This is a genomic window from Variovorax sp. Soil_C_33, from assembly GCF_057656935.1.
The window spans coordinates 340,194-358,787 of the sequence record NZ_JBDGJK010000002.1 but is presented as its reverse complement, the minus strand read 5'-3'; the positions used below and the strand labels follow the sequence as shown (position 1 = coordinate 358,787).

Here is an 18,594-nt window from a genome sequence, read left to right as displayed (position 1 = left end):
CCATGACCGCCCGCACCACCGTCCACGGCCTCCAGGTCGCCGACGAGCTCCATCGCTTCATCGAAGACCAGGTGCTGCCCGCCACCGGCGTGGCCAGCGAGACCTTCTGGAAGGGCTTCGACGCGATCGTCAACGAGCTCGCGCCGAAGAACATCGCGCTCTTGGCCGAACGCGACCGGCTGCAGGCCGAAATGGACGCCTGGCACAAGGCCCACCCCGGCCCGATCGCCGACATGCCGGCGTACCGCGCCTTCCTCGAAAAGATCGGCTACCTGCTGCCGCAACCCAGGGACGTGCAGACCACCACCGCCAACGTCGATGCCGAACTGGCACAGCAGGCCGGCCCGCAGTTGGTGGTGCCCATCCTCAATGCGCGCTACGCGCTCAACGCCGCCAATGCACGCTGGGGCTCGCTGTACGACGCGCTCTACGGCACCGACGCGATCCCCGAGACCGGCGGCGCCGAGAAGGGCAAGGGCTACAACCCGGCGCGCGGCGCCAAGGTGATCGCGTACGCGCGCGGCGTGCTCGACCAGGCAGCCCCGCTCGCAAACGGCTCGCACAAGAACGCGACCGGCTACTCGGTCAAGGACGGCCAGCTCGTGGTCGCGCTGCAAAGCAGCAGCACCCACCTCGCGGACCCGGCGCAGTTCGTCGGCTACCAGGGCGATGCGGCGGCGCCGAAGTCGGTGATCATCAAGCACAACGGCATCCATGTCGACATCCAGATCGACCGCACGACCGCGATCGGCAAGACCGACCCCGCCGGCATCAGCGACGTGGTGCTCGAGGCCGCGCTCTCCACCATCCTCGACCTCGAGGACTCGGTGGCCGTGGTCGATGCCGCCGACAAGGTGCTCGCCTATTCGAACTGGCTCGGCATCCTGCAGGGCACGCTGACCGAGGAAGTTGCCAAGGGCGGCAAGACCTTCACGCGCGGCCTGAACCCCGACCGCGAATACACCGGCGCCGACGGCCGGCCGGTGAAGCTGCACGGCCGCTCGCTGATGTTCGTGCGCAACGTGGGCCACCTGATGACCAACCCGGCCATCCTCTACGGCGGCGGCAAGGAGATTCCGGAAGGAATCATGGACGCGGTGATCACCACCACCATCGCCACCGTCGACCTGAAGCGCAAGGGCAATTCGCGCACCGGCTCCGTCTACATCGTGAAGCCCAAGATGCACGGCCCGGCCGAGGTGGCCTTCGCGAGCGAGCTCTTCGGCCGCGTCGAAGCCATGCTGGGCCTGCCGGCCAACACCGTGAAGCTCGGCATCATGGACGAGGAGCGCCGCACCAGCGTCAACCTCAAGGCCTGCATCGCCGAGGCGGCCGCGCGCGTGGCCTTCATCAACACCGGCTTCCTCGACCGCACCGGCGACGAGATGCACACCTCGATGCACGCGGGGCCGATGCTGCGCAAGGGCGACATGAAGACCACGCCCTGGATCCAGGCCTACGAGAAGAACAACGTGCTGGTGGGCCTCGCGTGCGGCCTGCGCGGCAAGGCGCAGATCGGCAAGGGCATGTGGGCCATGCCCGATCTGATGGCCGCGATGCTCGAACAGAAGATCGGCCATCCGAAGGCCGGCGCCAACACCGCCTGGGTGCCCTCGCCCACCGCCGCCACGCTGCATGCGCTGCACTACCACCAGGTGAGCGTGGCGGATGTCCAGAAGGAGCTGGAGAAGATCGACGCCAATGCCGAGCGCGACAACATCCTGGGCGACCTGCTCAAGGTGCCGGTGGCGCCCGAAGCGAAGTGGACCGCCGAAGAGCGCCAGCAGGAGCTCGACAACAACGTGCAGGGCATCCTGGGCTACGTGGTGCGCTGGATCGACCAGGGCGTGGGCTGCTCCAAGGTGCCCGACATCCACAACATCGGCCTGATGGAAGACCGCGCCACGCTGCGCATCTCGAGCCAGCACATCGCCAACTGGCTGCTGCATGGCGTGGTGACCAAAGCGCAGGTCGACGCCACCTTCCAGCGCATGGCCGCGGTGGTCGACCAGCAGAACGCCGGCGACCCGCTCTACCAGAACATGGCCGGCAACTTCGCGACCTCGGCCGCGTACAAGGCGGCGCAGGAGCTGGTGTTCAAGGGGATCGAGCAGCCGAGCGGCTACACCGAGCCGCTGCTGCATGCGTGGCGGTTGAAGGTGAAGGGCGAGGCCTGACGCCGAATCTTCAGGCGCGGCCGGCCAGGCGCGACTGCACCTCCCGGCGGCTGAGCTGCCGCTTGGCGAGCGCGTAGACGCCGTCCTGCCCATACATGGCGCGTGTCGCCGGCACGCCAGGCGCCGGCGGCTGCTGCGCGTGCGCGCGGGTCACCTTGCAGCGGCGCAGCACGTCATAGCGCGCGGACGTCGCGCCCGTGCCGGGCGGCAGCGGCGCGAGTTTCACCTCGAACCAGCAGCCATCGACCCGATGCCACTGCGTGACGCTGTCGATCACGTGGTAGTCGGCATACGGCTGGTCCGTGCGCCGCTGTGCCCGCCGCGCCCGTTCCTGCTGCCGCGCCTGGTGCTGGCCCCGATTCGGCAGCAGCACGCCGGTGACGGGGTGGACGAACAGTTCGGTGTACGAATGCTCGCGCACCGGGACCCATGACGAAGGCCCGGGCCAGTTGCGCCAGACCATCACCACGCCGTCGATCCATCGCGTCTCGCGTGCGACGAACTGGTCGATGTGTTGATGGATGTGGGCCTGCACTGTGTTGCGACGATCGATGCCCCTGCACAGCTCGGAATACACCGCGTCCCACGGCCGATGCACCTGCTTGTGCAACCAGCGCTTGAGCGGCGCGAGGTTCTCGTTGAAGCCCTTGGGGTGCGCGTACCCGCGCTGCATGCCCAGGTGCGCGCCGCGATCCCGGCTGTTGCGCCAGATGCGCCCGTCGCCCTGCACGCCGCCGCCGCGCCGCGGGCGCTCGACGATGACCTTGTCCATGTCCTCGCGCATCTCAAGGCTCCTCGATCCATCGCACGGCTTTTTGCAAGGCCACGCGTTGCGCGCGCCGTTCGGCGCCTCGGCTGCGCAGGTGGCGGCCTGCACCCTGGCTCGACGCGCGATGCGCCATCGCGGCAACCACGGGGTTGCGCGGCGCCGGCGCGGCCGGCAGCGGGAAGTAAAAACGGGCGAGACGTTTGTCGTCGTCACGCGCCTTGCGTCGCGAACTCATATCCGCACTCCAAAAAACAAAGCCCCGGCAGATGGCTGCGCCGGGGCCGTTGTGTCGACGGGCCGCGGCGGGACGTAATGCACGTCCGGCCGGGGCGGTCGGAGTGCGGGTCAGGAGTTCAGAAAACGGTTCATGGAAAGTAAAGCTCGTCAGGGAGGTTGATCGTCACCGGACGCACAGCAAACGCTTGCTGAAACGAAGCGCGGATTGTGGCGAGACCGACCACCGCCTGCAAGCGCAGAGCCGGTGGTTGTGGCGCGAAGACGACGGCGCTTGCGTTCGTGTGCTACTCGGACTGCGTGCGCGCCCGCGCGCGCTCCAGCGTCCGTCCTACCTCGGCCGGATCCATCCCGTACATCTCCGCGAACTCCGCCACGCTGCGCCCGCTGGCTTCGAAAGCCCTCAGCAACGCCTCGCGCTTGGCGGTGCGCGCGCCCCAGTCGGCGAAGGCCTCGTCGAGCACGGCGTTCGATGCCTCGTCGTTCGTGCGCACGACGAGCATGTATTCCTCGCGCGAGAGGCCCGAGGCCTCGATGGCTTCGACCAGCCGCGCGCGCAGCTGGGGCCGCAAGTCGTCGGCCGTGCGTGCCTGGCGCCGGCGGAACACCTCGAGGATGGCGTGGTGCACATGCTCGGGCGCGACGTCTTCCACCGGCACGCCATTCAGGTCATGGCGCTTCTCGCCCGCGGCCACGGCCTCGAGGTAGCGGGTGGAGCGCGCATGGAGGCCGAGCGCGATCTTCAGGTCCTCTTTCTTGAATTCGTCGGGGTGCAGCGCCAGCAGGTCCTGGAACACGCCGAGCTTGAGCGGCAGGAAACGCGCGCCGAACATCTTCGGGTAGAGCTCGAACAGGCGTTCGAGCACGGGGTTCACCTTGCGCGCGCGCGGCGGCGCTTTGCCCCCCTTGGCGTCCTGGGGCTGGGTCTTGCGGCGAGGGCGCTTGCCCTCCTTCTTGGCGGCGGTCGGTGCGGGAGCGGTGTCGGTCATCAAAAACTTTTCTCTCGAATTGGTTGCCCCGGACTGTAATGCCGCGTGGTCTCCTTCCTACAGGACTGCGCGTCGGGTGCCGACCCGCCGCATGCACGCGTGGCGCCTAAGTTGAACGCAGCTGGTCATTCGGGCCGGCGCATTCCAATCGAACCCTCAGTCTGTCCTCAAGGAGCAATCAGATGAACGCACGCAAGCATCTTCTCGCCGTCCTCGCGCTAGGCGCCAGCGGCTTTGCCTTCGCGCAAGCCACGCCACCGACGACCGCATCGCCCAACCCGGCCACCGCAGCCGGCCAGCAAAGCCCCGCGGGCGGCCCGATGGGTTCGACCGGCACCTCCGTGGCGCAAGCCCAGACGCCCACAAGCCCGGGCACGACCACCACACCTCCGAGCCAAAGCCAGGCACCTGCAGCCATGCCTGCGCCGAGCACCGACACCACGACGCCGGCGCCGATGTCTCCGCCGCGCGCGGACCGCAACTGAGGCGCTGTGAGATAGCATCTTTAGCCATGAGCCGGGCTGCACGCCCGGCTTTTTCAGTTGATTCGGAGTCGATGCATTGAAGCGCTTCATCTCTTTCGTCCTTTGCCTGGCGGCCTGCTCGGCGACCGTCGCAGCAGATGCGCCCGCGGAGATCGCGCAGTTCGCGCAGCGCGCGGTGGCCACGGGCGACAGCGCCCAGCGCCCGTTCGCGATCGTGGACAAGCGCAACGCGAGGGTGTTCGTGTTCGATGCCGACGGCCGCCTGCGCGGCGACGCGCCGGTGCTGCTGGGCCTGGCGCGCGGCGATCGCTCGGTGCCGGGCATCGGCGAACGCAAGATGTCGGAGATCCGGCCCGAGGAGCGCACCACACCGGCCGGCCGCTTCCTCTCCGAGCCCGGGCGCAACATGCAGGGCGAGGACATCGTCTGGGTCGACTATGGCGCGGCCGTATCGATGCACCGGGTGCGCGCCAACGACAAGTCCGAACGCCGCCTCGAACGGCTGGCTTCCGCCACCGTCGACGACAACCGCATTTCCTATGGCTGCATCAACGTGCCGGCCGATTTCTACGATGCGCATGTGAAGCCTGCGCTGGGGACTTCGCGCGGCATGGTCTACGTGCTGCCCGAGACCGCATCCGCCACCGAACTGTTCAGCTTCGCGGCCGATGCGCGCTGAAGCTCAGGCGCGCTGCGCCGCCTCGGCCTCGGCGCGCAGCCAGCGCACGAAGTCCTGCGCATCGGCATTGCCGGCCGCGCGGCGCGAGCTCTCGATGAAGTAGGCGCGCCGCGAGGCCGCGCCTTCGCTGAAGGGCGCCACCAGCTGACCGCTCTGCACCAGCTCGCGCAAGAGCGGCAGGCGGCCGATCACCACGCCCTGTCCGGCCACGGCGGCCGCCACCGCGTCGGTGTACTGGGTGAAGCGCATGGTGTTCTTCATGCGCAGTTCGGTGAGTCCCATCAGTTCGAACCAGGGCTCCCAGTCGACGGTGGGCGCCTCGCTGTGCTTCGGCATCTCGATGGTCAGCAGGGTCTGGTCGGCCAGGTCGTCCGGCACGCGCAGCAGCGCCGCGACCTGCGGCGCGCACAGCGGCATGACCGACTCCAGGAACAACGCCGGCCCGGTGCCGCGTTCGATCGGCACGAAGCGCACTGCCAGGTCGATGCGGCTGCGCTCGAGGTCGAGCACCTCGAGCGTGGCCGACAGCCGCACGTCGACCAGCGGATGGTCGGCCGTGAAGCGCGCCAGCCGCGGGATGAGCCAGAAGGACGCGAAGCCCGGCGTGCAGGTGATCGCGACCTGGCGCGGCGCCGGCGCGGCGCGCAGACGCGCGGTGGCGTCGCGCAGCCGCTCCAGGCTTTCGACCACCGCGCGCTGCAATACGCCGCCGGCCTCGGTCAGCGCGAGCGCGCGATGACGGCGCTCGAACAGCAGTACGCCGAGGCTGGCTTCGAGTTGCTGAATCTGCCGGCTGACGGCCGACTGGGTGAGAAAGAGCTCACTGGCCGCCTGGGTGAAGCTCAACGTGCGCGCCGCCGCCTCGAAGCTGCGCAGCAGCTCCAGGGGCGGCAGGTCGGCCGCGGCGGAGAAGAGTTTCGCATTCTCAACACGCATGCAATGAGTTCCGGATTACCGTGTGACTTACGCGGGCTCACTCACTATATTCATTCTCATACCGAATGCAAAGGAGTCCCCCATGACAACCGACACCAGCCGCTTCCACCTGAGCCTGGCGAAGCGCGCCATCTTCACCCTGCCCGACGCGGCCGGCGTCGGCATCGAGTGCCGCAGCGGCACCGTCTGGGTCACGCTCGACAACGATCCGCGCGATGTGGTGCTGGAGCCCGGCGAGCGCTTCGAAGGCGATTCGCACCGGCGCATGCTGGTGTCGGCACTGGAGCCGTCGTGCATCACCGTCTCGGGCTCGCGGCCGGCAGCGTTGCCGGTGCATGCGCGCGACCAGCGGTCGCCTTGGCGACTCAGGCCCCACGGGATGTCCCCGGCTTGACCACCGGGGCCCCGGCGTAGAACCATCGACGCTCGTGGCCCTGGATGCACCGATGCACGCCGTCCCTCGGGACGGCGTTTTGCTTGGAGGCGCCGGCCATCGACTTTCTTCTTCTCCGGACAAGGAATTCACACATGGCAGAGGCATACATCGTCGCCGCCGCACGCACCGCAGGCGGCCGCCGCGGCGGCAAGCTCGCGGGCTGGCATCCGGCGGACCTGGCGGCGCAGGTGCTCGACGCGCTGGTAGCGAAAAGCGGCATCGACCCGGCCGCAGTGGAGGACGTGATCCTCGGCTGCGTGAGCCAGGTCGGCGAGCAGGCGAGCAACGTCGCGCGCAATGCGGTGCTGGCCTCGACGCTGCCCGAATCGGTGCCGGGCACCTCGCTCGACCGCCAATGCGGCTCCTCGCAGCAGGCGCTGCACTTCGCGGCGCAGGCGGTGATGTCGGGCAGCATGGACGCGGTGATCGCGGCCGGCGTCGAGAGCATGACGCGCGTGCCGATGTTCACGCCCATCGCGCTGCCGGCCAAGGCGGGGCTCGGCACCTACATGAGCCCCGGGATGCAGCGGCGCTATCCCGACGTGGAGTTCAGCCAGTTCGTCGGCGCCGAGATGATCGCGAAGAACCACGGGATCGAGAAGGAAGCGCTCGACCGCTACGCACTGGAGAGCCACAGGCGCGCGATTGCCGCGACGCGCGAAGGCCTGTTCAAGGACGAGGTCTTGGCGGTCGAGATCCGGTCGGCCGACGGCTCCGCCTCGGGCGAGATGCACACGATCGACGAAGGCATCCGCTTCGATGCCACGCTGGAAGGCATCGCGGGCGTCAAGCTGATCGCCGAAGGCGGGCGCTGCACCGCCGCTACCGCGAGCCAGATCTGCGACGGCGCGAGCGGTGTGCTGGTGGTCAACGAACGCGGCCTGAAAGCGCTGGGCGTGAAGCCGCTGGCACGCATCCACCACATGAGCGTGCTGGGCCACGACCCGGTGATCATGCTGGAGGCGCCGATCCCCGCGACCGCGCGCGCCCTCGAGAAGGCGGGCATGAAGATCGAGGACATCGACCTCTACGAAGTCAACGAGGCCTTCGCGCCGGTGCCGCTGGCTTGGCTGCAGACGCTGGGCGCGGACCCGGCGAAGCTCAACGTCCACGGCGGCGCGATCGCGCTCGGCCACCCGCTGGGCGCCTCCGGCACCAAGCTCATGACGACGCTGATCCATGCGTTGGGGCAGCGCGGCAAGCGCTACGGGCTGCAGACCATGTGCGAGGGCGGCGGGATGGCCAACGTGACGATCATCGAAAGACTCTGATGCCGGCCGTCCTCTGGGATCTCGAAAACAGCGTTGCAACACTGACGCTGAACCTTCCGCACAAGCTCAATCCGATCGCGCTCGACCTTCAGCACGAGCTGCGCGAAGCCTTCGCGCGCGTGCGCGGGGACCGCAGCGTGCGCGCCGTCGTGCTCACCGGCGCCGGCACGGCCTTCTGCGTGGGCGCGGACCTGAGCGCGATGCGGCCGCCCGACGCCGGCGAGACGCTCGGCGACCAGACGGCGAAGTGGATGCAATCGGTCAGCAACCCGCTGATCGAGGAGATGCGCGCGCTGCCGGTGCCGCTGGTGTGCGCGGTCAACGGCGCCGCGGCGGGTGCCGGCGTCGGCCTCGCGCTCGCGGGCGACGTGACCCTGGCGGGCAAGAGCGCCTACTTCTACCTCTCCTTTCTGCCCAAGCTGGGCATCGTGCCGGACCTGGGCTGCACCTGGTTCATCCCGCGCCTGGTGGGCCCGGCGCGCGCGATGGGCATGAGCCTGCTCGACGAGCGACTGCCGGCGGAACGCGCGGCGCAGTGGGGCCTGATCTGGGCCTGCGTCGAGGACGACCTGCTGCTGCTCGATGCGCAGCAGATCGCCGAGCGCCTGGCACGCCTGCCCGCGCATGCCGTGCTCGAGGCGCGCAAGGCCTTCGAGGCCTCGGCGCGGCACACGCTGCCGGAGCAGCTGCACTACGAGAGCGAACGCCAGCGCGAGCTCCTGAACCGGCCCGAATTCGGCGAAGGCGTGAGCGCATTCCTGCAGAAGCGGACCCCCACTTTTCCGGGTCGCGAGTCATGATCGAACGCACCCTTTTCACGCCCGACCACGAGGCCTTCCGCGACAGCTTCCGCCGCTTCATGGACAAGGAGATCGCGCCCTTCCACGAGGCCTGGGAGGAGCAGGGCTACGTCGCGCGCGCGGTCTGGAACAAGGCCGGAGAGAACGGCTTTCTCTGCATGGCGCTGCCCGAGGAATACGGCGGCGCGGGCGCCGACCTGCTTTATTCGGTGATCCAGTTCGAGGAGCTCTGGGCGCGCGGCTTCACCGGCATCGGCTTCGGGCTGCACAGCGAGATCGTGGCGCCCTATCTCCTGCGCTACGGCACCGGGGCGCAGAAGAAGAACTACCTGCCGAAGCTCGCGAGCGGCGAGATGATCGGCGCCATCGCGATGAGCGAGCCGGCCGCGGGCAGCGACCTGCAGGCCGTGCGCACCACAGCGCTGAAGCAGCCCGACGGCAGCTACCTGATGAACGGCAGCAAGACTTTCATCACCAACGGCTGGCATGCCGACCTCGTGATCGTGGTCGCCAAGACCGACCCCGCGGGCGGCGCCAAGGGCACCAGCCTGTTCCTGGTGGAGCGCGGCATGCCGGGCTTCGAGAAGGGCCAGCGTCTCAAGAAGCTGGGCCTGAAGGCGCAGGACACCTCGGAGCTCTTCTTCAACGACGTGCGCCTGCCGGCTGAGGCCCTGCTGGGCGAGGAGAACCGCGGCTTCGCCTGCCTGATGGAGCAGCTGCCGTGGGAGCGGCTGCAGATCGCGATCAGCGCGGTGGCCGCCGCGCAGGCCGCGATCGACCATACCGTGGCCTACGTGAAAGAGCGCAAGGTCTTCGGCCAGCCCGTGGCGGCCTACCAGAACACGCGCTACACGCTGGCCGAGCTGCAGACCGAGGTGCAGGTGGCGCAGGTCTTCGTCGACAAGTGCATCGAGCTCCTGATGCAGGACAAACTCGACACCGCGACCGCGAGCATGGCCAAGTACTGGACCACCGACCTGCAGTGCAAGGTGATGGACGAGTGCGTGCAACTGCACGGCGGCTACGGCTACATGTGGGAGTACCCGGTGACGCGCGCCTACGCCGATGCGCGGGTGCAGCGCATCTATGGCGGCACCAACGAGATCATGAAAGAGGTGATCACGCGGGCGATGGGGCTGCCGGGGCGCTGAAGCACTGGCATCCGCGAGAGGGCTGCGGGAGAATGCCGCATGACCATCCTCAATGCCTTCTACGCGCAGTCCGGCGGCGTCACCTCGGTCATCAACGCCTCGGCCTGCGGCGTGATCGAAACGGCGCGCCGCCACGCCGATCGCATCGGCACCGTCTACGCCGGCCGCAACGGCATCCTCGGCGCGCTGGCCGAGGAGCTGATCGACACCAGCCTGGAATCGGCCGAGGCCATCGCAGCGCTGCGCTCCACGCCAGCGGGCGCCTTCGGCTCCTGCCGCTACAAGCTCAAGTCGCTGGAGAAGAACCGGCGCGAGTACGAGCGCCTGATCGAGGTCTTCAAGGCGCACGGCATCGGCTACTTCTTCTACAACGGCGGCGGCGACTCGGCCGATACCTGCTTCAAGGTGAGCCAGCTGTCGCAGTCGCTCGGCTACCCGCTGCAGGCGATCCATGTGCCGAAGACCATCGACAACGATCTGCCGCTCACCGATTGCTGCCCGGGCTTCGGCTCGGTCGCCAAGTACGTCGCGGTGTCCACGCTCGAAGCCTCGCTGGACGTGCGCTCGATGGCCGCCACCTCGACCAAGGTGTTCGTGCTCGAAGTGATGGGGCGGCACGCGGGCTGGATCGCGGCGGCCGGCGGCCTGGCGGCGGACCACGGCATTCCGGTCGTGATCCTGTTCCCCGAGATTCCCTTCGACCAGCCGGCCTTCCTGGCGCGCGTCGATGCGCTGGTCAAGCACCACGGCTATTGCACGGTGGTGGTGTCGGAAGGCTGCCATCACCCCGACGGCACTTTCCTCGCCGAGCAGGGCACGAAGGACGCCTTCGGCCATGCGCAGCTCGGCGGCGCCGCACCGGTGGTGGCGCAGATGGTCAAGGAGGCGCTGGATTACAAGTTCCACTGGGCGGTGGCCGACTACCTGCAGCGCTCGGCGCGCCATATCGCCTCGGCCACCGATGTGCGGCAGGCCTACGAGCTCGGGCAGCGCGCGGTCGAGCTCGCACTCGAAGGCAAGAACTCGGTGATGCCGACCATCGACCGGACCTCCGACTCGCCCTATGCCTACCGCATCGGAAGCGCGCCGCTCGACCAGGTGGCCAACACCGAGAAGTTCATGCCGCGCGACTTCATCTCGGCCGACGGCTACGGCATCACCGACAAGTGCCGCGCCTACCTGCTGCCGCTGATCCAGGGCGAGGACTATCCGGCCTACCGCGACGGGCTGCCGGTCTACGTGACGCTGCAGAACCACGTGGTCGCGAAGAAGCTGCCGGCCTTCGAGATCGCCAAATGAACGCCGCAGCCGCGCAGCCCGATCCCTCGCGCTGCCCGCTGTGCGGCGAGGCGAACCGCTGCGCGTTGGAGATCGAGCGCGAGACCGGCCAGACGCAGCCGCCCTGCTGGTGCATGCGGGCCGACTTCGACCGCGCCGTGCTCGCGCGCGTCCGTGCAGAGTTGCGCGGCCTGGCCTGCATCTGCGCGCGCTGCGCTACTGCTGCCGATCCTGCTTCTGCGCCGGCGGTTCAGGGCTGAGGGGCGCCGGCGGCTGCCGGCCGCGCTCCCGCTCTTCTGCGATCAGCTCGTGGATGAACTGCAGCTTGCCCACGGCCGCGTGCGGCAGCACGAAGGGGTAGTAGTCGGGCTGGCCCATGCTGCGCGACAGCTCGTTGAGCACATTGGTGAGGCGCACCCAGCCGTTGAGGAAGTCGAGGAAATTCGCCGCCCCGGGATGTTCGGGCTGCCAGAGGTCCGAGAGCTCGAACAGGTCGCTCGTGAGCTCGACATTCTGCGCGTCGACGCCGAAGCTCTTCGCCGTATCCGCGGTGTCGGCCATGTGCAGATAGTGGGCCCAGGTTTCGGCCCAGTCCTCCCACGGATGCGCGCTCGCGTAGCTCGTGACGTAGCGATTCGCCCAGTCGGGCGGCGGGCCGTTGTCGTAGTGCTTGCGCAGTGCCGTCGCGTAGTCGGCGCGCTCGTCGCCGAAGAGCTCGCGAAAACTGTCGAGCCACGGCGTCGGGAAGACCAGCAGGTCCCAGTAGTAGTGGCCGATCTCGTGGCGGAAATGGCCGACCAGCGTGCGGTAGGGCTCGCGCATCTCGGCGCGGATGCGCTCGCGCACCGCGTCCTCGGCCTCCTCGGCGTTGAGCGTGATCACGCCCAATTCGTGGCCGGTCATCACGTGCGGGCCGCCCGGGATGTTGCCTAGGAAATCGAAAGCCAGGCCGTGGGCCGGATCGCTCAGGCGCGTGACGACCGGCAGGCCCAGCGCCAGCAGTTGCGAGATCAGCCGGCGCTTGGACAGTTCGAGCTTGCGCCACAGCTCGCCGTTGCTCTCGATCGACAGGTCGGGGATGGTGCGCGTGACGCTGCATGAGAGGCAGAGCCCCGGCACCAGGCCGTCGGTGTTGAAGGACGGGTCGTCGCCTTCGCGCGGCGCGGGCACCATCCAGTTGCAGGCGGCGGGGGTCATCAGATTGTCGCAGCGGCGGTAGGCCTTGCCTTGCGCGTCGCCGAAGACAGTGAAGGTGTCGGGCTCGGCGCCGTCGAAGGCGGCGGGCGCGAGCGGCACCACGCCGAGGCTTTCGATCACGTAGCCGAGCGGCGTACGACAGGCCAGGCACTGACTGTTGCGCAGGAACACCGGGCGGCCGCACTGGCACTGGTAGGCACGGGTGACGGTCGGCGCCTGGAGCTCGGCCGCGAGCGAAGGCGCGGCCTCGACGGCGGGGTCGCTGCCGTCGGGTGTGGTGGGTTCCATGGCTCTCTGTTCTTTTGGACTTCGGGCGGGACAGCCGGGCCATTGTGAAGGCACGCCCACGTGCGGGACGGGCGCGCAAACACCGATATCCTTGTAGGACGGCCCGAACAGACCGCCGACCCCGATGACCTCGACGCTCCCGCCGCAATCCCTCAGCAGCCGTTACGGCACCCGCTACCGCTGGTTGCTGCTCTTTTCCGTGATGGTGGGCGTCATGGCCTCGATCATGTCCTCGACCATCGTCAACGTGGCGATCCCGGGCATGAGCCATCACTTCGCGCTGGGGCAGGAACGCGCGCAGTGGGTCAGCTCGGGCTTCATGGTCGCGATGACGGTGTCGATGCTGACCACCCCCTGGCTGCTCGCGCGCTACGGCTATCGCCGCACCTATGTCGGCACCATGCTGCTGCTGCTTGCCGGCGGCGTCGCGGGCGGACTGGCCAATCACTTTCCGCTTGTGCTGGCCGCGCGCGTGGCCGAAGGCCTGGCGGCCGGCGTGGTGCAGCCGATCCCGGCCATCATCATCCTGCGCGCCTTCGAGCCCCACGAGCAGGGCCGCGCAACCGGCATCTTCGGCATGGGCGTGGTGCTGGCGCCGGCCATCGGCCCCAGCATCGGCGGCGTGCTGGTCGACCTGTTCGGCTGGCGCTCGATCTTCTTCATGGTGGTGCCTTTCTGCATCGCCTCGATCTGGCTGGCCTACAAGTTCGTGCCGACCACGGCGCCCGGCGGCGTGGCGGCGGCGCGCAGCGGTGGGCTCGACTGGGGCGGACTCGCATTGGGTACCGCCGGCACCTTGTGCCTGTTGAACGGCCTGGTCGAGCTGCGCGGCGATGCGCCGCTGCAGGCCGCGGCGCTGCTCGTCGGCGCGTTCGTGGCCTTCGGCGCCTTCATCGGCTGGCAGAAGCGGCTCGCGGCCGCGGGCGGCACGCCGCTGATGAACCTGGCGCTGTTCCAGTACCGGCAGTTCGCGATGGGCAGCGTGGTCGCCTTCATCTACGGCACGGCGCTGTTCGGCTCGACCTACCTTCTGCCGGTCTACATGCAGGTCGGGCTGCAGCTCTCGGCATCGCATGTCGGCACCATCCTGCTGCCGGCCGGCATCGTGCTCGCCTTCACCATCGCCGGTGTCGGCCGGCTCGCGGACCGGCAGCCGACCTGGCTCCTGGTGTGCACCGGCCTCGCCCTGCTGGCCGCCTCATTCGCGCTGATGCTGCTGCTGCGGCTCGACAGCGCGCTCTGGCTGCTGGTGGCCTTCGCGATCATCGGCCGCATCGGCCTGGGCTTCATCCTGCCCTCGCTCAACCTGGGCTCGATGCGCCCGCTAGCCAAGCCGCTGATTCCGCAGGGCGCGAGCGCAATCAACTTCCTGCGCATGCTGGGCGGCGCCGCCGGCGTCAGCCTGTGCGCGATCGTGCTCGAGTGGCGGCTGGCCGCGCATGGCGATTCGCTGGTCAACCCGGCCACCAGCCCGGCGCGGCTGGCGGCCTTCGACGAGGTGTTCGCAATGCTGGCGGCCTTGTGCGCGCTCGCCATGTGCGCGGCCTGGCAATTGCGCGAAAAGCGCTCTAATTGACCCATGTGCCAACTGCTCGGAATGAACTGCAACACGCCGACCGACGTGACATTCAGCTTCACGGGCTTCGCGCAGCGCGGCGGGCGCACCGACCACCATGCCGATGGCTGGGGCATCGCCTTCTTCGAGGACCGGGGCCTCAGGCATTTCGTCGACCACCAGCCGGCCTGCGAGTCACCGGTGGCCGAGCTGATCCGGCGCTACCCGATCCAGAGCCGCAATGTCATCGCGCACATCCGCAAGGCCACGCAGGGCGCGGTGAACCTGCAGAACTGCCACCCCTTCGTGCGCGAGCTGTGGGGCCGCTACTGGGTGTTCGCGCACAACGGCGACCTGAAGGACTTCAGGCCGCGACTGCACGGCAACTTTCATCCCGTCGGCAATACCGACAGCGAGCACGCCTTCTGCTGGATCATGCAGGAGATGGCAAAGTCGCATGCTGGCGTGCCGAGCGTCGAGGAGCTGACGCTCACGCTGCGCGAGCTGGCGCCGCGCTTCGCGTGCCACGGCACCTTCAACTTCATGCTCTCGAACGGGCAGGCGCTCTGGTCGCACGCCTCGACCCACCTCTGGTACATCGAGCGGCGCCACCCGTTCGTGACGGCCGAGCTCTCGGACGAAGACCTGAGCATCGACTTCGCGCAGCACACCACGCCGAACGACCGCGTGGCGGTGGTGGTGACGTCACCGCTCACCACCAACGAGACCTGGACCGCCTTCGTCCCCAACGAACTCGCGGTATTCGTCGACGGCCGGCGCGCCGGCTGAAATCGCCGACGCCGCGCGAAAAGCGGCCCCAGGCCTGTGTGCGGATAGATAATAACGGTTCTCATTTGCACCTTTATTCTCAACACGCCCATGTCTTCCGCCCGTTTTCCCCTGCGCCCCGTCGTCCTGGCCACCACGCTCGCGCTGCAGGCGCTGGGTGCATCGGCGCAAGCCCCGGCCCCGGTCGAGTCCGCCGGCACATTGCCCGCGGTGAAGGTCGAAGCCAGCGCCGATGCCTCCGCCGAGGGTCTGACCACGCCGTATGCCGGCGGCCAGGTGGCGCGCGGCGGGCGCGTGGGCATCCTGGGGAACCAGGACTACATGCAGACGCCCTTCTCCATCAATAGCTATACGACCGAGCTCATCCAGGATCAGCAGGCACAGAGCGTGGCCGACGTGCTGCTCAACGACCCGTCGGTGCGGGTGGCGCGCAGCTTCGGCAACTTCCAAGAGCTCTACGTCATCCGCGGCTTCCCGGTCTTCTCGGACGACGTGGCCTACAACGGCTTGTACGGGATGCTCCCGCGCCAGTACATCGCGTCTGAGTTCTTCGAGCGCGTGGAGGTGTTCCACGGCGCCAACACCTTCCTCAACGGCTCCGGCCCGGGCGGCAGCAACCTCGGCGGCTCCATCAACCTGCTGCCCAAGCGCGCGCCCAACGAGCCCCTGACGCGCCTGGGGTTCGGCCTGCAGACTGGTGGCCAGGCCGCCCTCACCGCGGACATCGCGCGGCGCTTCGGGCCGGACCAGAGCACCGGCATCCGCGTGATCGCGGCGCGCCGCGACGGCGGCACCGGCGTGGACAACGAGAAGCGCGAGCTCAGCGCCCTGGGCGTGGGACTCGACTGGCGCAGCAGCCGCGTCCGCTTCTCGGCCGACGTCGGCTACCAGGACCACGACCTGCGCGAGGGCCGCCCGAGCGTGACGCCTTCGGCCACGCTGCCCATCCTGCGACCGCCGGCGGCCGATGCCAACTTCGCGCAATCCTGGACCTACTCGCGTGAACGCGACACCTTCGGCACGGTGCGCAGCGAATTCGATCTCTCCGACAACATCACCGCCTGGGCCGCGGCCGGCGTGCGCCGCAGCACGGAATCGAACTCACTGTCGAACCCGACTATCACCAACCTGCTGGGCGATACCATCGCGCGGCGCGCGGACAACGAGCGCGAGGACCGCGTGGGCACCGGCGAGCTCGGCGTCCGCGCGAGGTTCGAAACCGGGCCCGTCAGGCATGCGTTGACGGCCTCGGCGGTGACGCTGAGCAATTCGCGTCGCAATGCCTACGCGTGGTCGGGCGTGACGATCGCGAGCAACCTCTACGCGCCGATCGACCGCTTGCCGCCGGTTCCGAGGGCGATCACGGGCGGCGTGCCGTCCAACCCGCTGGTCACCGACGAGATCAAGACCCAGAGCGTGGCGGTGGCCGACACGATGTCCTTCGCGGAGGACCGTGTCCAGTTGACCGTCGGCGCACGCCGGCAGTCGATCGAGCAGAACACCTTCAACTACAACTCCGGCCTCTTCACGGGCGGCTACGACAAGGCCAAGACCACGCCGGTCGCGGGCCTCACCGTCAAGGCGACACAGAACCTCTCACTCTACGCCAACTACATCGAGGGCCTGATCAAGGGCGAGACGGCGCCTCTGTCCGCCAACAACCTCCCGGTCACCAACGGCGGCCAGGTCTTCGCGCCCTTCGCCGCGAAGCAGAAGGAGATCGGCGCCAAGTACGACGGCGGCAACATCGGCGGCAGCGTCGCATTCTTCACGACCGACCAGCCTTCGTACTTCGTCCAGAACCAGACCTTCGGACCCAACGGCAAGCAACGCAACCGGGGCATCGAGCTCACCGTGTTCGGAGAGCCTGTCCGGGGGCTTCGGGTGCTGGGCGGCCTGACGCTGCTCGACGCCGAGCTGCGGCAGACGGCAGGCGGCCTCAACGAAGGCAATGACGCCATCGGCGTACCGCGCCGCGCGCTCAACATCGGCGTCGACTACGACGTGCCGGGCGTGCGGGGCCTAGCGCTCAACGCCCGCGTGGTGAACACGTCGAAGCAGTACGCCGACGCGGCCAATCGGCTCGTGGTGCCGGACTGGACCCGCGTCGACATCGGCGCGCGCTACCTGATGGACGTCGGCAACGGCCGGCTCCTGACCCTGCGCGCGCGCATCGACAACCTGCTCAACAAGTCCTACTGGGCGTCGGCGGGCGGCTACCCGGGCTCCAACTACCTCGTGCAGGGCGCACCGCGCACGCTGGTGGTGAGCGGCACCATCGACTTCTGAGAGGGCGCGGTCCATGCGCAGCTTCTGGACCCTGGTCCATCGCTGGCTCGGGCTCGCAACCGCGCTGTTCCTGATCGTCTCCGGCCTGACCGGCGCGGTGATCTCCTGGGATCACCAGATCGACGACTGGCTCAACGCCGAGCTCTACGAGGTCGAAAGCCGCGGCCCTTTCCGCACTCCCTTCGAACTCGCGGCGACCATCGAGGCGCAGGACCCGCGCGTGCAGGTCAGCTACCTGTCGCTCAGCTTCGAGGAAGGCCACAGCGCGGCTTTCTTCGTGCGGCCTCGCAACGATCCGGCCACCGGCAGGCCCTACCGCCTCGGCTTCAACCAGGTCTTCATCGACCCCGTCACGACCAAGGTTCGCGGCCGGCGCGACTCGGCCAGCGTGTCCCTGTCGCGCGAGAACCTGATGCCCTTTCTGCGCAAGCTGCACTACACGCTGCATGTGCCCGCCATGTGGGGGACGGACCGCATCGGCTACTGGATCATGGGTACGGTCGCGCTGGTGTGGCTCGTCGACAGCTTCGTGGCGATGTACCTCACGACGCCGCGGCGCCAGCGCGAACCGCTGCCGCATCGCAGCGCATCGGGCTGGTGGCAGCGCTGGAAGCCGGCCTGGGCGGTGCGGCGGGGTGTCGGCGGCTACAAGCTCAATTTCGACCTGCACCGCGCGGGAGGCCTGTGGACCTGGGCGCTGGTGATCGTCATCGCCTTCACCTCGTTCTCGCTCAATCTCTACCGCGAGATCTTCCACCCGCTGCTGTCGCTGGTCTCGCAGACAACGCCCGGCCCCGCCGCCGGACGCGCGCTCGCGCCGCTGGGCACGGTGGTCACGCCGCGCGTGGACTTCGAAGAGGCGGTGCGGATCGCGCGCGACGAGGCGGCGCGCCGCGGCTGGACCACGCCGGCCGCCGGAGCCTTCTACAACGGGCGCGCGGGCTTCTACAACATCTCCTTCTGGGACCGGGAGACGCACGACACGGCCGACGGGATGGATTTGTCGAACCTCTACATCGACGGCCAGGACGGCCGCATCATCTCGTCGAACCAGCCCTGGCACGGCACCGCGGCCGACGTGTTCGCACAGCTGCAGCTGCCGCTGCACTCGGGCCGCATCCTGGGGCTGCCCGGGCGCATCCTCATGTCCTTCATGGGGCTCGCGGTCGCGATGCTGTCGGTGACTGGCATCGTCATCTGGGCCCGCAAGCGCCGCGCGCGGCTCATGCAGGTGCGGCGCCAGCGCGAGGCGATGCTGGCGCCGGGCTAGA

General features: G+C 68.7%; 18 protein-coding genes. 13 read left to right on the top strand and 5 right to left on the bottom strand.

Features of this window, described 5'->3' with window-relative positions:
- Window positions 1-2: 2 nt before the first annotated feature.
- A complete protein-coding gene (locus tag AC3A6B_RS04640) occupies window positions 3-2,177 on the top strand; it encodes a malate synthase G (RefSeq protein ID WP_487835584.1) in 2,175 nt (724 codons plus the stop codon).
- Window positions 2,178-2,187: 10 nt separating this feature from the next.
- Here AC3A6B_RS04640 and AC3A6B_RS04635 read toward each other — a convergent pair whose 3' ends face one another.
- The 3 genes from AC3A6B_RS04635 to AC3A6B_RS04625 form a co-directional block, all read right to left on the bottom strand.
- On the bottom strand, window positions 2,188-2,961 hold the full coding sequence (locus tag AC3A6B_RS04635) for a hypothetical protein (protein ID WP_487835583.1): 774 nt from the start codon (window positions 2,959-2,961) through the stop codon (window positions 2,188-2,190).
- Between the two features lies 1 nt (window position 2,962).
- Window positions 2,963-3,181, bottom strand: a complete 219-nt coding sequence (locus AC3A6B_RS04630) for a hypothetical protein (protein WP_487835582.1) — start codon at window positions 3,179-3,181, stop codon at window positions 2,963-2,965.
- A 286-nt stretch (window positions 3,182-3,467) separates the two neighbouring features.
- Window positions 3,468-4,169 carry a ProQ/FINO family protein gene (locus AC3A6B_RS04625; RefSeq protein ID WP_487835581.1) on the bottom strand — a complete coding sequence of 234 codons (702 nt, stop codon included), beginning with the start codon at window positions 4,167-4,169 and terminating at the stop codon, window positions 3,468-3,470.
- 182 nt (window positions 4,170-4,351) lie between these two features.
- Here AC3A6B_RS04625 and AC3A6B_RS04620 point away from each other — a divergent pair, with 182 nt between their 5' ends.
- Together AC3A6B_RS04620 and AC3A6B_RS04615 are read left to right on the top strand one after the other, a co-directional pair.
- Complete coding sequence (locus AC3A6B_RS04620; RefSeq protein WP_487835580.1) at window positions 4,352-4,654, top strand: proteophosphoglycan ppg4; 303 nt, start codon at window positions 4,352-4,354, stop codon at window positions 4,652-4,654.
- A gap of 76 nt (window positions 4,655-4,730) precedes the next feature.
- Window positions 4,731-5,333, top strand: coding sequence for a L,D-transpeptidase (locus AC3A6B_RS04615; RefSeq protein ID WP_487835579.1), 603 nt, complete (start codon window positions 4,731-4,733; stop codon window positions 5,331-5,333).
- 3 nt (window positions 5,334-5,336) lie between these two features.
- Here AC3A6B_RS04615 and AC3A6B_RS04610 read toward each other — a convergent pair whose 3' ends face one another.
- On the bottom strand, window positions 5,337-6,269 hold the full coding sequence (locus AC3A6B_RS04610; protein ID WP_487835578.1) for a LysR substrate-binding domain-containing protein: 933 nt from the start codon (window positions 6,267-6,269) through the stop codon (window positions 5,337-5,339).
- An 82-nt stretch (window positions 6,270-6,351) separates the two neighbouring features.
- Between AC3A6B_RS04610 and AC3A6B_RS04605 the strand changes: the two genes are divergently transcribed.
- The 6 genes from AC3A6B_RS04605 (at window position 6,352) to AC3A6B_RS04580 (ending at window position 11,465) form a co-directional block, all read left to right on the top strand.
- Complete coding sequence (locus tag AC3A6B_RS04605) at window positions 6,352-6,663, top strand: DUF2917 domain-containing protein (RefSeq protein ID WP_487835577.1); 312 nt, start codon at window positions 6,352-6,354, stop codon at window positions 6,661-6,663.
- Window positions 6,664-6,797: 134 nt separating this feature from the next.
- Complete coding sequence (locus AC3A6B_RS04600; protein ID WP_487835576.1) at window positions 6,798-7,976, top strand: acetyl-CoA C-acetyltransferase; 1,179 nt, start codon at window positions 6,798-6,800, stop codon at window positions 7,974-7,976.
- The gene (locus tag AC3A6B_RS04595) at window positions 7,976-8,776 is read left to right on the top strand and encodes an enoyl-CoA hydratase-related protein (RefSeq protein ID WP_487835575.1); all 801 of its coding nucleotides are present in this window, start codon (window positions 7,976-7,978) and stop codon (window positions 8,774-8,776) included. The genes AC3A6B_RS04600 and AC3A6B_RS04595 overlap by 1 nt, the downstream gene beginning before the upstream one ends.
- Window positions 8,773-9,927, top strand: coding sequence for an acyl-CoA dehydrogenase family protein (locus AC3A6B_RS04590; protein WP_487835574.1), 1,155 nt, complete (start codon window positions 8,773-8,775; stop codon window positions 9,925-9,927). The genes AC3A6B_RS04595 and AC3A6B_RS04590 overlap by 4 nt, the downstream gene beginning before the upstream one ends.
- Before the next feature lie 39 nt (window positions 9,928-9,966).
- Window positions 9,967-11,226 (top strand): 6-phosphofructokinase, encoded by a 1,260-nt coding sequence (locus tag AC3A6B_RS04585; RefSeq protein ID WP_487835573.1) that lies wholly within the window; start codon window positions 9,967-9,969, stop codon window positions 11,224-11,226.
- Window positions 11,223-11,465, top strand: a complete 243-nt coding sequence (locus AC3A6B_RS04580; protein ID WP_487835572.1) for a cysteine-rich CWC family protein — start codon at window positions 11,223-11,225, stop codon at window positions 11,463-11,465. Before AC3A6B_RS04585 ends, AC3A6B_RS04580 begins: the two co-directional genes overlap by 4 nt.
- Here the strand turns inward: AC3A6B_RS04580 and AC3A6B_RS04575 are convergent.
- Window positions 11,422-12,690: a zinc-binding metallopeptidase family protein gene (locus AC3A6B_RS04575; RefSeq protein ID WP_487835571.1), complete on the bottom strand. Its 1,269-nt coding sequence runs from the start codon at window positions 12,688-12,690 to the stop codon at window positions 11,422-11,424. The two genes, AC3A6B_RS04580 and AC3A6B_RS04575, sit on opposite strands and share 44 nt — an antisense overlap.
- Before the next feature lie 124 nt (window positions 12,691-12,814).
- Here AC3A6B_RS04575 and AC3A6B_RS04570 point away from each other — a divergent pair, with 124 nt between their 5' ends.
- The 4 genes from AC3A6B_RS04570 (at window position 12,815) to AC3A6B_RS04555 (ending at window position 18,593) form a co-directional block, all read left to right on the top strand.
- A complete protein-coding gene (locus AC3A6B_RS04570) occupies window positions 12,815-14,266 on the top strand; it encodes an MFS transporter (protein WP_487835570.1) in 1,452 nt (483 codons plus the stop codon).
- Window positions 14,267-14,269: 3 nt separating this feature from the next.
- On the top strand, window positions 14,270-15,034 hold the full coding sequence (locus tag AC3A6B_RS04565) for a class II glutamine amidotransferase (RefSeq protein ID WP_487835569.1): 765 nt from the start codon (window positions 14,270-14,272) through the stop codon (window positions 15,032-15,034).
- Window positions 15,035-15,124: 90 nt separating this feature from the next.
- Window positions 15,125-17,323 (top strand): TonB-dependent receptor, encoded by a 2,199-nt coding sequence (locus AC3A6B_RS04560; protein ID WP_487835568.1) that lies wholly within the window; start codon window positions 15,125-15,127, stop codon window positions 17,321-17,323.
- A 13-nt stretch (window positions 17,324-17,336) separates the two neighbouring features.
- Window positions 17,337-18,593: a PepSY-associated TM helix domain-containing protein gene (locus tag AC3A6B_RS04555; protein ID WP_487835567.1), complete on the top strand. Its 1,257-nt coding sequence runs from the start codon at window positions 17,337-17,339 to the stop codon at window positions 18,591-18,593.
- The last annotated feature ends 1 nt before the right edge of the window (window position 18,594 follow it).